Here is a 14,603-nt window from a genome sequence, read left to right as displayed (position 1 = left end):
TTTTCATAGAATATGAGCAAGAGAGCAATCAATCGCGAATCACCGCAGATTTTAATTCGATCATAAGATTTAGTTTACGATGAGGAGAAAAATGGCACTGGCAGATACTCGTTTCAGTAACCGCCGCCGTAAGTTGGCGACTGCAATGGCGGAGGAGCGACTCGACGACTTTTTGGTTACTCACTTAATACACGTGCGCTACCTCTCTGGATTTTCTGGATCTAACGGAGCAGTCCTGCTGTCGAAAGACCAATCAGCTGCTATTAGCACTGATGGTCGCTATGCAACACAGATCGCTGAGGAAGTACCGGATATCGACGCGGTGATCACGAGCGCTATCACGAAAGAGCTGTTGCAGAAACTGGAAGGACCGCGTCGCGTCGGGGTTGAATCCGATTTCGTGAGCATTGAGCAGTTTAAGCAGCTCGAAAAACAGTGCCCGGATGAAGTCACCTTAGTACCTATTTCCGGGATGATTGAGAAGATCCGCCTGGTAAAAGACAACGTCGAAATTGAGCGTTTGACCGGGGTTGCAGAATTAGCGTCGCAAGCACTGGAAGACATGATTGCTGCTGGCGAAATTGCAGCGGGCCGTACCGAGCGGCAGGTGGCCGCCGATTTGGAATATCGTATGAGGCTGTTGGGGGCCGAACGGCCTAGTTTTGACACTATTGTTGCAAGTGGCCCGAACGGTGCGAAACCACACCATGGGGCGGACGATCGAGAGCTGCAAAAAGGGGATCTAGTCACTATCGACTATGGTGCGCATTTGCGCGGGTTTAACTCGGATATGACCCGTACCGTGGCTATCGGCCCCGTTGATGATTTTGCCCGGGAAATTTATGACCTTGTGCTCAAAGCACAGGAAGCAGGGGTTCGAGCAGCTACTCCGGGCACATCTCTTTCTGACGTCGATGAGGCGTGTCGTGAAATTATCCGAGAAGCAGGCTATGACGAGTATTTTGTCCACTCTACTGGCCATGGAATCGGCTTGGATGTACATGAAGCTCCGGCGGCTGCGAAGAGTGGTCAAGGTAGCCTTGAGGCTGGAATGACACTGACGATTGAACCTGGTATTTATATTCCAGGTAAGCTTGGCGTTCGCATTGAAGACACATTGGTGATTACCGACGGTAAGCCCAAGAATCTGTCAACGCCTACAAAGCAATTACGTGAACTGTAAACCAGCGGAGTTTGTGCAGAAGCGTTAGGGTTATACTGGCGCAAGCTAATCTGAACTAAGCAGTGCCGGAAACAGCGTACTGCCGCTAACTAGACACATTGGAGAGTTGATTCGTGGCTGATACTACTTCGTTTAAAAACGGCGTCGTCCTGAAAATTGACAACAAGCTGCAGCAAATTGTCGAATTCCAGCACGTGAAGCCTGGCAAAGGTCCTGCCTTTGTGCGTACCAAGCTGAAAGATGTCATGACTGGCAAGGTGACCGATAAGACCTGGAATGCCGGTGCAAAGGCAGAACTCGCGACGGTTGACCGTCGGGATATGACGTATCTTTACAATGACGGCACCAACTACGTTGTTATGGATGATAAGACCTTTGACCAGGTGGAGTTAGACGCAGAGAAATTTGGTCGTGCCGTTGACTTCTTGTTGGAAAATATGCGGATTCAGGTTTCTTTCCACGACAACGAGCCCCTGTTCGCTGAACTTCCCATCAACGTCGACCTCAAGGTAGAGCACACCGAACCAGGTTTGCAGGGAGATCGTTCCAATGGCGGAACCAAGCCCGCAACGCTCGAAACGGGTGCGGAAGTTCAGGTGCCATTGTTTATTGAGACCGGCAACGTGGTGAAGATTGATACCCGTACCGGCGACTACCTGTCCCGTAGCAACAATTAACGCGCAGGGTATGTCAGTAAAGAAGAATCAGCCTAGTGCGGGTGCTCGATTCAACAGGCTAGACCAACGTCTACACACTAAACGATATCGAGCCCGCCGCCGTGCTGCAGATATTCTCTATGAAGCTGAAACTAGAGACCTTGACCCCGTGGCAATCGTCAAAGAACGGGTAGAGTTAGCTAGTTGGGAACAACCTCCTGTTCCACCAGTGGCGGATTACACCAAAGAAATTGTTGCTGGTGCCGCTGAGAAGCTTGATGAAATTGATGAATTGATCGCGCGCTTCTTGTCTCAAGAATGGGAACTGAGGCGTTTGCCGGCGGTGGATCGCGCAATCATGCGAGTCTCCGCGTGGGAGATTCTCTTCAATAAAGAGGTCCCCGCTGCTGTAGCGGTGGTGGAAGGCGTTGAATTAGCCAGCGAGTATTCCACTGATTCGGCTGCCCCATACATTCATGCAGTCCTTGATGACATTGCGCAGACCCAATCGGCAGATAACCCGATGGGGGATGGGGCGCCTGCAGAAGCCAGTGATGAATCATCGGCGGGAAGCGATTAAGGCAAAATGCGATTCAAGCCCAAAGGTGTAGAGCAACTGCGGGCAGACCTTCCTGTCGATCTCGCCGCAATTAATCCTCTGTCCACCCCGGGATATGTAGGCAAGGTTAGCGGAAAACGACTGCGTCGCCGATTTCATAAGTTTGATGAAGAATTGCGGACTCTACAGGAGCAGCTCTTCGCCCATGCACGGATTAGCGCTAGCACCGACGATTCTGCCTCGGGTGGGAGAGGTACGAATAGAGCTGGAGCAATACTACTTATCCTGCAGGGGATGGATACATCAGGCAAAGGCGGGATGATTCGCAATGCTTTATCAGTTTTCGATCCACAGGGCTTAAAACCGATCAGTTTCGGTGCACCGAATGCAGAGGAACTTTCCCACGACTTTCTCTGGCGGATACGAAAGCACACCCCGCGGCCGGGGGAAATTGTTGTCTTTGATCGTTCTCACTATGAGGACGTACTGATTCAACGAGTAGAGAGCATGGCAACGCCGGAAGAAATCGAGCGCCGCTATGGGGCCATCGTCGATTTTGAATCAGAATTGGCTGCGCAAGGCGTTAGCATAATAAAAGTCATGCTCCACATCTCTCCTGATTTCCAGAAGAAAAACTTGCTTCGCCGTTTGCGCAGGGTGGATAAACGCTGGAAATTCGATCCGTCTGACATCGAGAACCGCGCTAAATGGGATGATTATCAGCGCGCTTATGAGATTGCGATTGATCGTACCGATAGCGATCACGCACCGTGGTACATCGTCCCGAGTGATAACAAACTTTATGCCCGCACAGCCGTGAAGTTTTTATTACTTCGCCGGTTGCGGGCGATGGGGCTTAACTGGCCTGATCCTGGCTATGACGTCGCTGCGCAGCAGCGGCGCCTGAGCCAGTAGTTTTACTGATCACGATGCTCGTTAAGTTTGCGCATTTCTTCTGCGGCCGCGACCATGGCATCTTGGGCGCGGACTACGCCGTCCACGGCCGTTTTAAGAGTCGCCTTAAGCTGTTCATCAGAGATCCCCGCCGCTACGACGATGTCGCGTTCGGTACGCACGATTAGTTTTCCTTCGTGCTCTGCGATTACGGCTCGCGCCCCAATCGAGGTGGAGTTAATTTGGTTAGCGGCTAGAAACAGGCCCGCGTCAGCACTGTCATATTTTGTGTCTGTTGCTACCTCTGACCGGACGACCATGGCAGAACCGAGTACAGCAAATGTGCATAACGTGTCATTTAGATTGGCCGTGGCTATTTCTTTGTCTTGCACTCTTGTTAGCTCTACGTCGAATTCCCGCATTGTTGTAATGACGCGATCTATGCTGGCAGGTGCAAGCTGCGTTGCTTGATTCATCCTCGGACTCCTATTTTTACTTGTCGTGTGCGTGATTGCTTTCCCAGGTGACTGAATCCGGGAATTGTTTTTCGAGTGACTGGAAAGATTCAAGTACTGCATCCAGCGTGCTGAGAAGGAACGCGCCCAATTGGTTACGCGTCATTCCGGTGCTGACATCTGCCTCACGTACAGCCGAGATTGCGAGTAATTCTTCGCCCTGTTCGAAAAAACGCAGCGTCGGCGCAAATTGTGCTTGGTTCCAAGAGTTTACGACCGCAAGCACATCCACGGCTTGGCTGGTGCTCAACTGTCCACGCCAGAGGGAATCGACGATGAGAGTATTTTGTCGCACGCTTATCGCGATTGCTGCGTTGCTAAACCCGGTTCGTACCACCTGCAACGTGCTGCCATCGGGGATGTCTTGTTCTTCATGACGGTAAATGAGGTTTTCCGCTTCGAGGATCTCGCCGATCCGCTCAAATGTTACTTCTGCGATGTCATTGACGGTTTCTGGCGAACGTTCTTGCTCATTCGGTACGGACTGTTGGTTCATGGGGTGTTTCCATTCTGGGGTTCGACTTGATCTAACTAATGCCACCGTACCGGGAAATGCTCCCGAAAATCATTGTTGTCCCGCATGCGTTAACGCAAAGACATTGGTGAAATCGGTATTCTCGACCCTCGGCTTGGTTCGGCGAATGCATTTTTGCACTACTCCGGCTGTATTAAAGATAAGCGCTGCTATCCTGTAGTTGTTCACCTCCTAGTTCGTGCGCTAGCGCTGCCTCGATGGTCGAAAAACGGAAATTATGGCCCAGTTGACGTATTTTCGCACTTGATACTCGTTGGTCAGCTAGAGCTAATTCATGAGCACCTTCTTTGCCGAGTAAAAGTTTTGGGCCGAAGGCAGGGATAGGCAGCAGGGTTGGGCGATTGAGTTCAGTTCCGAGTGCTTTCGCCATGTCCTTATTGAGCACGGGCTCTGGGGCAGTCGCATTAACTGCGCCACTAATTCGATGGTCGACGATCGCACGGGTATAGATATCGGTTAGATCGTCCATTGCGATCCAACTAAACCAGAAATTGCCATCGCCGAAACTCCCTCCCAAACCGGTGGAAAACAATGTTTTGAGAAGTGGCAGCAGACCAGAATTTCCGGAAAGTGCCACTCCGGTACGAATATTGACCACACGTTTTCCGGCGTCTGCAGCTGGACGACATGCGTGCTCCCAGTCAGTAACGACGTCGGCGAGGAAACCATCGCCGCGACCAGAACTTTCCGTGAGTTCTTCTGTACTACGATCTGGTCCGTAAATGCCTATTGCAGAAGCACATACCATTGTGGTGACGCTCGCGGATTCAGCGACTAAGCGCGCTAGCTTGTAGGTAGGGTTTACTCGTGAATCACGAATCTCTTTTTTATGTGCTTCGTTGAAACGACCAAAAATGGGTTCTCCTGCCAAGTGCACGAGCACGTCAACGCCTGCAAGCAGGTGTACTGAGGGATAATCGGTATTCCAGTGGCGCTGACCGGTTGTGGCAGTACCGCGAACTAACTCGATGACTGTATGCCCAGCTGTAGTTAGTTGAGCCTTGAGGTTACGACCTACAGAACCATGCGCACCGGTAATCGCAATAGTAAGTGATTTCGTGGGCTTAGTAGTCGCCGAACCGTCAACGAGCCGGAGGGATGTTAAGAAAGACAAATCCGAGATGAGTTGTTGTTGCCGGTAGGCAAATACTGAGCGCAACAAATTTGCTGGTGCACGGGTATGAACTGTGTCAGTGACTAGTGTGGTGTTTGGCTGCGTACCATCGGCAAAATGGTGGTCGTGACGCCATTGCGCAAGTTGCCGCACCGGCGAATTTAAACATATATCGGAAAAGGATATTTCTGGTTGGTAACGAGTCAGATCGTGGCGCGAGACCCATTTCAGGCCGGCAGGCAGGCGGAAAACTGTGGTTCCGGTGGCAAGATTTTGGGCCTCAGAATGGGGGGTCATTGGCATAAAAGGTGGGGTGAGACGAGCGATTGCCCCAGGTCGGGTATGCCAGTCCCACACTTGGGGGCGTGGGGCCGGAACGAGGTGCTGGGAGGAGAAGCTCACGCGCGTAATCCTTAGTGCTAGACTGAAGCGGTGTCTCCATCATAGACTCAAACAGAAATGCAGTCGGCATCCTTTAAAGTCCGCACAGAGAGGCGGGGAAGGAGGGCACGATGACAGTGGAAGAACCGTCCGCAGGAGCAGCAGAGACAACTGAGTTGTTGAGTACAGCTGCAATTTCGCGCACGATAGCACGCATCGCGCACCAGATCATTGAGAAAAATGCTATTGGTTCACCGGAATCGGCGCCGGTGATTTTATTGGGCATCCCATCAGGCGGCCTACCTTTAGCAGAACGTATAGCGGAAAAAATTGAGGAATTTTCCGGACAATCTGTTGCCACTGGTGCGTTGGATATTACCCTGTACCGTGACGATCTTCGTTCGAAGCCACATCGTGCACTGAAACCAACTTCTATTCCACGTGGTGGTCTCGATGATGCCATTGTGGTGCTTGTCGACGACGTATTGTTTTCTGGTCGCACGATTCGCGCGGCGCTTGATGCGATGTCGGATATCGGTCGCCCGCGCGCGATCCAGTTAGCTGTTTTAGTTGATCGTGGCCACCGTGAACTTCCGATCCGCGCAGATTTCGTCGGTAAAAATCTGCCAACTGCCCGTTCTGAGGGTATTTCGGTTTTAAACGCAGATATTGATGGTCGAGACGCAGTGATTTTGTCGCGCGGTTCGCGTGCCACACAGGCGCTAGTGACATCTGTCGGTGAGCAGACTAGCCAAGGAGAACAGTAGTGAAACATTTATTGTCGATCTCGGACTTGAGCGCGGATGAAATTACGGCTTTACTGGACGAAGCTGAACGGTTTTCGGAAGCCTTGCTCGATCGAGATGTGAAGAAACTTCCCACCTTGCGTGGTCGGACGATTTATACCTTGTTTTATGAAAACTCGACGCGTACTCGTTCTTCGTTTGAAACTGCGGGGAAGTGGATGAGCGCCGATGTGATTAATCTGTCTGCATCCTCGTCATCAGTGTCCAAAGGGGAATCGCTGCGTGATACAGGATTGACATTGGCAGCAATTGGCGCAGATGCGATTATTACCAGGCACCCATCGTCTGGAGCAGCCCAACTACTTGCTAACTGGGTGGATACTGATGGGTCAGGCCCGTCAGTGATTAACGCTGGTGATGGAGCGCATCAGCATCCTACTCAAGCGTTGTTGGACGCGATGACCCTGCGCCAACACCTCGGCGAAATTGCCGGGCGCCGGGTGGTAATCGTTGGAGACTGTTTGCATTCCAGAGTTGTGCGTTCGAACGTTGATTTGCTAGCCACAATGGGCGCGGACGTAGTGTTAGTGGCTCCACAGACTTTGTTGCCGCATGGTGTGGAAAACTGGCCGGTACGCACCAGCCATGATTTTGATGCCGAGTTAGTTGAAGCGGATGCTGTCATGATGTTGCGCGTACAAAAAGAACGTATGGACGGTGGGTTTTTCCCATCGCATCGTGAGTACGCTACCTATTACGGACTCTCGAAAGATCGTGCGGCGCTGTTACGCGATGAAGCTATAATCATGCACCCAGGCCCCATGTTGCGTGGTATGGAAATCAACTATGATGTCGCCGATTACCCCAATACCGTCGTATTGGGGCAGGTAAATAACGGTGTGCATATGCGGATGGCGGTGTTATTCACGTTGTTGGCCGGGTCCGGGGCGGCGTAATGCGAGACAGGTTAGACAACATCTATAAAGAACAAAAAATGACAGCACACAAACCACATAACACAGGGGAAGCGACGAACATGTCTCATGCACACCATGCCCTGGCTCACGGAGAATATCCAGCCACCGGGGAGCTGCGTCCAGCAGCACCGCAATCGCTGTTGTTGCGCAACGTGCGCCCGTACGGAGAGGGCAGCCCAGTCGATGTGCTGCTTGCCGACGGTCGCATTCAGGCGATGGAGCCTACCGATTCACCGGCCGCTGCGAAGCTTAATGCAGATGACCAGCGGGATTTAGGCGGCAATATCTTGTTACCTGGGCTGGTAGACATGCATGTGCATTTGCGTGAACCGGGCAGGGAAGACACAGAAACTATCGTCACGGGATCCGAGGCGGCGGCACGCGGCGGTTTTACTGCAGTCTTCACCATGGCTAACACACAGCCAGTTACTGATCAGCCGGTGATCGCAGAGTCCGTCTGGTACAAGGGGCAGCAATATGGGGTTTGCGATGTGCATCCCGTGGGGTCGATTTCCCAGGGGCTGGAAGGGAAAAACCTTACAGAGTTTGGCATGCTTGCACGCAGCGCCGCGAAAGTGCGAATGTTTTCTGACGATGGTAAATGCGTCAACGATCCACAATTGATGCGCCGCGCCCTGGAATATGCCAAAGGCTTGAACGTATTGATCGCGCAACATGCAGAAGACCATCGTATGACCCAAACGGCGGTTGCTCACGAGGGGGCGACTGCCGCGCAGCTTGGATTATCGGGCTGGCCGAGGGTCGCAGAAGAATCGATCGTCGTCCGGGATGCGCTATTAGCACGGGATTACGGAAACCGCGTGCATATTTGCCACGCTTCTACTGCCGGAACCGTTGAGCTTATCCGCTGGTCGAAGCAGAATAATATCCCTATCACCGCGGAAGTCACGCCACATCATTTATTGCTCCATGATGAGAAGCTGCGCACGTATGACGGAATTTTTCGTGTGAATCCTCCGCTACGCGAGGAATCAGACACGATGGCTTTGCGCCAAGCTTTGATTGATGGCGTAATTGACTGCGTGGCAACCGATCACGCACCGCATGGTAGCGAAGACAAATGCGTCGAATTTGAACACGCGAAACCCGGAATGCTCGGATTAGAATCATCTCTGGCTGTCATAGCGCAGATTTTTGTTGAATCAGGAATCGCTGACTGGAGATTTGTCGCGCGGGTAATGTCCGAACGCCCTGCGCAAATTACTCATCTGCCGGATCATGGCCGACCGATCGCAGTGGGAGAACCCGCCAACCTTACGGTGGTAGATCCGGCTCATTCCTGGACGTCGAAAGCCGAGGAATTTGCCTCTAAATCTCGGAATAACCCATATGAGGGTCTCGAATTTGGGGCGAAAGTCACCCACACTATCTTGCGTGGTGGCTTGAGTTTTGAGCTTGCCAAGTCTGCACAACCGGCGAACAAAAAGTAGTCCCCACAGGGAATAATTGCATTGAGTACTCGAGAACACGAACACAGCAAGCGAAAGGCAACGACCGTGAATAATCCTGCAGCCAGAAGTTATCCACCGGAGGCAATACCTGCAGTCCTTGTCCTCGGAGATGGCAGTGTATATCCGGGGTTTGGATTCGGCGCTACCGGAAAAAACCTCGGCGAGGCTGTATTTACAACTGCGATGACTGGTTACCAAGAGACGATGACGGATCCGTCGTACCATCGTCAGATTGTGGTGGCCGCGGCTCCGCACATTGGTAATACCGGCTGGAATGAGGAAGATGATGAGTCACATGATGGGCGAATCTGGGTCGCAGGGCTCGTTATCCGCGACCTGGCTCACCGCGTGTCCAATTGGCGTGCGACGAGCTCGTTACCCGAAGTTATGCAAAAGCAGGGAATCATAGGAATTTCGGGTATCGATACGCGCACGTTAGTTCGGCGTCTCCGTAATCATGGCTCCGTGAAGGCCGGAATATTTTCTGGTGCGCAAGCACAACGTCCGCATTCTGAGCTGATTGCAGAAGTTCAGGGACAGAACGACATGGCCGGTGCGGATTTGGCCAGTGAGGTGTCGGTAGACAAAGCCTACACGGTGCCTGCAGAAGGACAGACCCGTCACCGCGTAGTTGCCTTCGACATGGGTATCAAGACTGCGACGCCGCGCAATTTTGCGCGTCGTGGAATTGAAACTGTGGTGGTTCCGGCAGGTACTAGTTTTGCGGAAGTGCAAGAGCTGCAGCCTGATGGAGTATTTATCTCTAACGGCCCGGGAGATCCGGCCACAGCGGATGAGATGGTGTCTACGCTACGAGAAATTTTGGCTGCAAAAATTCCGTTTTTCGGTATCTGTTTCGGTAATCAGCTGCTTGGGCGAGCGTTGGGCTTAGAGACGTACAAAATGAAGTTTGGGCACCGTGGAATCAATGTTCCAGTGGTGCACCATGAGTCAGGGAAGATCGACATCACCTCACAAAACCACGGTTTTGCCTTGGCCGCGCCTGGTAATACCAAGACTTTGACTGCTGACAGCCCAGAAACTGATCGAGCGTTTTCCACTGATTTCGGACCGGCGTTAATCACTCATACTTGTCTTAACGATGGCACTGTTGAAGGCGTGGCACTTCGTAGTGGTTTAGCTTATTCGGTTCAATACCACCCAGAGTCGGCTGCGGGGCCACACGATGCCCACCCACTTTTCGATCAATTTCTCGCTCTGCTTGATCAGCACGACCAGGAAAGGAAAGCTTAATTATGCCAAAGCGCCCTGATATTCAACACGTCCTGGTCATTGGATCTGGACCAATTGTTATTGGCCAAGCTTGTGAGTTCGATTATTCGGGTACACAGGCATGCCGGGTTCTGAAGGCTGAGGGCCTACGGGTAACCTTGGTGAATTCGAATCCAGCTACGATCATGACCGATCCGGAATTTGCTGACGCGACTTACGTCGAACCGATCGAGACTGAGTACATAGAGAAAATCATCGAAAAAGAACGCGCCGGTGGCCATCCGATTGACGCTGTGCTCGCGACACTTGGCGGACAAACTGCGTTGAATGCTGCGATCCAATTAGACCGTGCTGGTGTCCTGGATAAACATGGCATTGAGCTTATCGGTGCTGATATCGATGCGATCGAACGTGGCGAAGATCGTCAGAAGTTTAAAGATATCGTCGAGAAAGTCGGTGGTGAATCAGCACGTTCTGAGGTGTGCTACACGATGGACGAAGTCCATGCGTGCGTCGAACGGTTAGGGCTTCCGGTCGTAGTGCGTCCATCGTTTACCATGGGTGGCCTTGGTTCAGGGCTTGCTTACACCTACGAGGATTTGGAAAGAATTGCCGGCGGAGGTATTGCCGCATCGCCAGATGCGAATGTTCTCATTGAGGAATCCATATTAGGTTGGAAAGAATTCGAGTTGGAGTTGATGCGCGACGGTGATGATAACGTCGTGGTTATTGCCTCCATCGAAAATGTCGATGCCCTCGGCGTGCACACTGGTGATTCGGTAACGGTAGCGCCTGCCCTGACGCTAACCGACCGTGAATTCCAGAGAATGCGTGATCTGGGTATCGACATTATTCGCGAAGTGGGAGTGGATACCGGCGGATGTAATATCCAGTTTGCTATCAACCCGGACGACGGGCGGATCATTGTTATTGAGATGAACCCGCGAGTGTCTCGCTCGTCAGCTCTGGCATCCAAAGCGACTGGATTTCCAATTGCAAAGCTGGCAGCCAAGCTCGCGATCGGATATTCCTTGGATGAGGTTAGTAATGACATCACGGGAACTACCCCGGCAGCCTTTGAGCCGACTTTGGATTATGTCATCGTAAAAGCACCCCGTTTTGCCTTTGAAAAATTCCCGGGTGCCGATAACACGCTGACGACCACTATGAAATCTGTGGGCGAGGCCATGGGAATTGGTCGCAACTATATCCAAGGCTTGAACAAAGTTATGCGCTCGCTGGAAGCCAAACCGTTTGGCCTTTGGACTGTGCCAGATGAGGTCATCGCGGGCGAGGCAACTGAGGTTTCTGAGATTCTTGATCGCTTGCGGCGCCCAACCGCAGGGCGTATGTACGATGCTGAATTGGCTATTCGTTGGGGTGCCAGCATTGATGCAGTGCACGAAGCTTCCGAAATTGATCCCTGGTTCCTTGCCGAATTAGCGCACCTCGTGGAATTCGGTAATTATTTGCGTACCTCACCGGTTTTAGACGAACAACTACTCCGGCAGGCGAAAGTTATGGGTCTGTCAGATGCACAGATCGCTGCGCTTCGACCAGAGTTTGCTGGCGAAGACGGCGTGCGTTCGTTGCGCTGGAGCCTGGGCATCCGCCCTGTCTACAAGACTGTTGATACCTGCGCTGGAGAATTTGAAGCCCATACGCCGTATCATTATTCGGCCTATGAATATGATCCAAACGCAGAATCAGAGGTTTCTGAGCAGCCTGACAAGGACAAAGTCATAATCTTGGGCTCTGGGCCAAACCGCATCGGTCAGGGAATCGAGTTTGACTACTCATGTGTGCATGCTGCGTTGGAACTGTCGCGTATTGGCTACGAAACCGTAATGGTTAACTGCAACCCTGAGACAGTCTCCACGGACTATGACACGGCTGACCGCCTGTATTTTGAGCCTCTGACTTTCGAAGACGTCATGGAGGTCTACCACGCTGAATCGCAGTCCGGAAACGTCGCTGGCGTGATCGTGCAGCTCGGTGGACAAACACCACTCGGCCTGGCCGAACGTCTCGCGACTGCCGGGGTACCAGTGGTGGGAACCAGTCCAGAGGCCATTAATAATGCTGAAGATCGCGGGGTCTTCGGCAAAGTGTTGGCGCAGGCTAAACTGCCAGCACCAGATTTTGGTACTGCGACCACGTATGCTGAAGCGCGTGAAGTCGCTGCGCAGATCGGCTACCCAGTGCTTGTGCGCCCTTCCTACGTGCTTGGTGGACGCGGCATGGAAATCGTCTATGACGAGGCCAGCCTGGAAAGTTATATCGAACGCGCTACAGAGCTTAGTGAAGACCACCCCGTTCTGGTGGATCGCTTCTTAGATTCGGCAATTGAAATTGATGTCGACGCTCTGTGTGACGGGGAAGAAGTCTATCTCGCCGGCGTGATGGAACACATTGAGGAAGCGGGCATTCACTCCGGTGATTCGTCGTGCGCATTGCCTCCGATGACATTGGGGCCGGAAGATATCGACAAAGTACGTGAATCGACCAAAGCATTGGCGCATGGCATCGGGGTAAAAGGCTTGATAAACGTACAGTTTGCGCTCAAAGATGACATTCTCTACGTCATTGAAGCGAACCCGCGTGCTTCTCGCACAGTTCCGTTTGTTTCGAAAGCTACCGGTGTGCCACTGGCGAAGGCTGCAGCGCGGATTATGCTTGGTGCGACGTTGCAAGACTTACGTGCTGAAGGAATGATTCCAACGACTTATGATGGCGGGTCACTGCCATTGGATCACCCTATCGCAGTGAAGGAAGCCGTGATGCCGTTCAAGCGTTTCCGGCGTCCGGACGGTACTCCATTAGATACCTTGCTGTCACCGGAAATGAAATCTACCGGTGAAGTAATGGGCTTGGCAGATAACTTCGGTGCTGCTTATGCGAAAGCGGAAACCGCAGCTTTTGGCTGTCCGCCCCGCCAGGGAACGGTATTTGTTTCCGTGGCAAACCGAGACAAGCGTACTTTGATCGTTCCTATTCAGCGTCTCGCTTCGCTTGGATTTAACCTCGTAGCGACCGCTGGAACCGCACAGATGCTGCGCCGTAACGGCATCGATTGTGAGATTGCGCATAAGGCGTCGGAAATCCGTGCCGGCAAAGTCGAAGGAAAATCCATCGTGGATCAGATCACTGAAGGTGATATCGATCTGATCCTGAATACCCCGGCTGGCTCTGCTGGTGCCCGCCATGATGGATATGACATTCGTACTGCAGCAATTTCAGTAGGTATTCCTGCCGTTACCACCGTCCAAGGAATTACTGCAGCCGTGCAGGGAATCGAAGCTCTGCGTGGAGATGAGTTGACCGTCCGTAGCTTGCAGGAACTTAACCATGGCGACTAGTACGCGAGGCAATTCTGTTAGTTTTGGCGAACGTCTTCGCGAACGTGCCGCCGAGCGCGGGCGGCTATGCGTCGGTATTGATCCGCATGCAGGTCTATTACAGGATTGGGGGCTTGCCAACGATATTGCTGGGTTGCGAGAATTCTCCCGGCGTTGTGTCGACGCCTTTGCGGATACTGCATGCGTCGTCAAGCCGCAGGTCGCGTTTTATGAACGCTTCGGTTCTGCAGGTTATGCGGTGCTGGAAGAAACGCTCGCCGCGCTACGAGACGCAGGTGCGCTGGTAATTGCGGATGCCAAACGCGGCGATATCGGTTCCACTATGGAAGGATATGCGTCTGCTTGGCTCGATCCGGATTCGCCGTTACACGCTGATGCTGTCACAGTGGCTCCATATCTCGGTTTGGGGGCACTAAAACCAGCAATTGCAGCTGCGGAGCAAAATGGCGCCGGCGTTTTCGTGCTAGCGGCAACTTCGAACCCGGAAGCGGTAGAACTGCAAAGCTTTCAACAAGCAGGCGTCAGTTTAGCGCAGCACGTAGTGGACTATTGCCGGGATTTTAACCAAGACCGTAATGCAGCAGTGCTGGGAATTGTCGTGGGAGCTACAGTGTCTAGCCCGCTCGATCTGGGCGGATTCAATGGTCCAATACTCATGCCCGGAGTTGGGGCGCAAGGCGGCACTGTGGCTGACATCGCACGGATTACAGCAGATGCGACAGAATGGTCATTTCCTAATGTCTCTCGGAGTGTACTTTCCGCAGGCCCTGATGTTTCTGACCTGCGGAAAGCGGTTCTGAAGGAGGCTAATAATTTTCCTGGGCGTTAATATTCAGTCGTTTGTACCATTTGAATATTCTGCGAGAAAATATCGTGGATGAAGCTGTGGCATGACAGAATTATGCCGTTGTGCCTGGTGCAATATCGCGGATTGCCTGGTTGCGGTGTTAAGATATGCGAAAAGCTGACGTTGTCAGAA

The 14,603-nt window shown here is 52.4% G+C and carries 12 protein-coding genes and 1 pseudogene; 10 read left to right on the top strand and 3 right to left on the bottom strand.

The window, feature by feature from the left end:
• The first annotated feature begins 91 nt into the window (after positions 1-91).
• The 4 genes from L9H78_RS05700 to L9H78_RS05685 all read left to right on the top strand — a co-directional run bounded on the left by L9H78_RS05700 (position 92) and on the right by L9H78_RS05685 (position 3,313).
• A complete protein-coding gene (locus L9H78_RS05700; RefSeq protein ID WP_249619516.1) occupies positions 92-1,183 on the top strand; it encodes a M24 family metallopeptidase in 1,092 nt (363 codons plus the stop codon).
• 113 nt (positions 1,184-1,296) lie between these two features.
• Positions 1,297-1,860, top strand: a complete 564-nt coding sequence (gene efp, locus L9H78_RS05695) for an elongation factor P (RefSeq protein WP_021352535.1) — start codon at positions 1,297-1,299, stop codon at positions 1,858-1,860.
• A 10-nt stretch (positions 1,861-1,870) separates the two neighbouring features.
• Positions 1,871-2,419, top strand: coding sequence for a transcription antitermination factor NusB (nusB, locus tag L9H78_RS05690; protein ID WP_249617214.1), 549 nt, complete (start codon positions 1,871-1,873; stop codon positions 2,417-2,419).
• A 6-nt stretch (positions 2,420-2,425) separates the two neighbouring features.
• Positions 2,426-3,313, top strand: coding sequence for a PPK2 family polyphosphate kinase (locus tag L9H78_RS05685; protein WP_249619515.1), 888 nt, complete (start codon positions 2,426-2,428; stop codon positions 3,311-3,313).
• Positions 3,314-3,315: 2 nt separating this feature from the next.
• Here L9H78_RS05685 and L9H78_RS05680 read toward each other — a convergent pair whose 3' ends face one another.
• From L9H78_RS05680 to L9H78_RS10645, 3 genes and pseudogenes are all read right to left on the bottom strand, one after another.
• Positions 3,316-3,768, bottom strand: coding sequence for a YbjN domain-containing protein (locus L9H78_RS05680; RefSeq protein ID WP_249617212.1), 453 nt, complete (start codon positions 3,766-3,768; stop codon positions 3,316-3,318).
• 16 nt (positions 3,769-3,784) lie between these two features.
• Positions 3,785-4,303: a YbjN domain-containing protein gene (locus L9H78_RS05675; RefSeq protein ID WP_249617211.1), complete on the bottom strand. Its 519-nt coding sequence runs from the start codon at positions 4,301-4,303 to the stop codon at positions 3,785-3,787.
• A 172-nt stretch (positions 4,304-4,475) separates the two neighbouring features.
• Positions 4,476-5,327: pseudogene (locus L9H78_RS10645) on the bottom strand (TIGR01777 family oxidoreductase); the annotation flags it as partial.
• A 641-nt stretch (positions 5,328-5,968) separates the two neighbouring features.
• Here L9H78_RS10645 and pyrR point away from each other — a divergent pair.
• From pyrR to pyrF, 6 genes are all read left to right on the top strand, one after another.
• Complete coding sequence (gene pyrR / locus L9H78_RS05665; RefSeq protein ID WP_249617209.1) at positions 5,969-6,604, top strand: bifunctional pyr operon transcriptional regulator/uracil phosphoribosyltransferase PyrR; 636 nt, start codon at positions 5,969-5,971, stop codon at positions 6,602-6,604.
• Positions 6,604-7,539: an aspartate carbamoyltransferase catalytic subunit gene (locus L9H78_RS05660; protein WP_249617208.1), complete on the top strand. Its 936-nt coding sequence runs from the start codon at positions 6,604-6,606 to the stop codon at positions 7,537-7,539. Before pyrR ends, L9H78_RS05660 begins: the two co-directional genes overlap by 1 nt.
• Positions 7,540-7,619: 80 nt before the next feature.
• Positions 7,620-9,011: a dihydroorotase gene (locus L9H78_RS05655; RefSeq protein WP_249620745.1), complete on the top strand. Its 1,392-nt coding sequence runs from the start codon at positions 7,620-7,622 to the stop codon at positions 9,009-9,011.
• Positions 9,012-9,077: 66 nt separating this feature from the next.
• Positions 9,078-10,286 (top strand): glutamine-hydrolyzing carbamoyl-phosphate synthase small subunit, encoded by a 1,209-nt coding sequence (carA, locus tag L9H78_RS05650; RefSeq protein ID WP_249617206.1) that lies wholly within the window; start codon positions 9,078-9,080, stop codon positions 10,284-10,286.
• A gap of 2 nt (positions 10,287-10,288) precedes the next feature.
• Entirely contained in the window at positions 10,289-13,624 is a 3,336-nt protein-coding gene (gene carB / locus L9H78_RS05645; RefSeq protein WP_249619514.1) for a carbamoyl-phosphate synthase large subunit, read from the top strand.
• Entirely contained in the window at positions 13,614-14,453 is an 840-nt protein-coding gene (pyrF, locus tag L9H78_RS05640; protein ID WP_249619513.1) for an orotidine-5'-phosphate decarboxylase, read from the top strand. The genes carB and pyrF overlap by 11 nt, the downstream gene beginning before the upstream one ends.
• The last annotated feature ends 150 nt before the right edge of the window (positions 14,454-14,603 follow it).

This window comes from Corynebacterium pseudodiphtheriticum, from assembly GCF_023509295.1.
GTDB lineage: Bacteria > Actinomycetota > Actinomycetes > Mycobacteriales > Mycobacteriaceae > Corynebacterium > Corynebacterium pseudodiphtheriticum.
The sequence above is the reverse complement of the archived record's forward strand: the minus strand, read 5'-3'. Positions and strand labels throughout refer to the sequence as shown.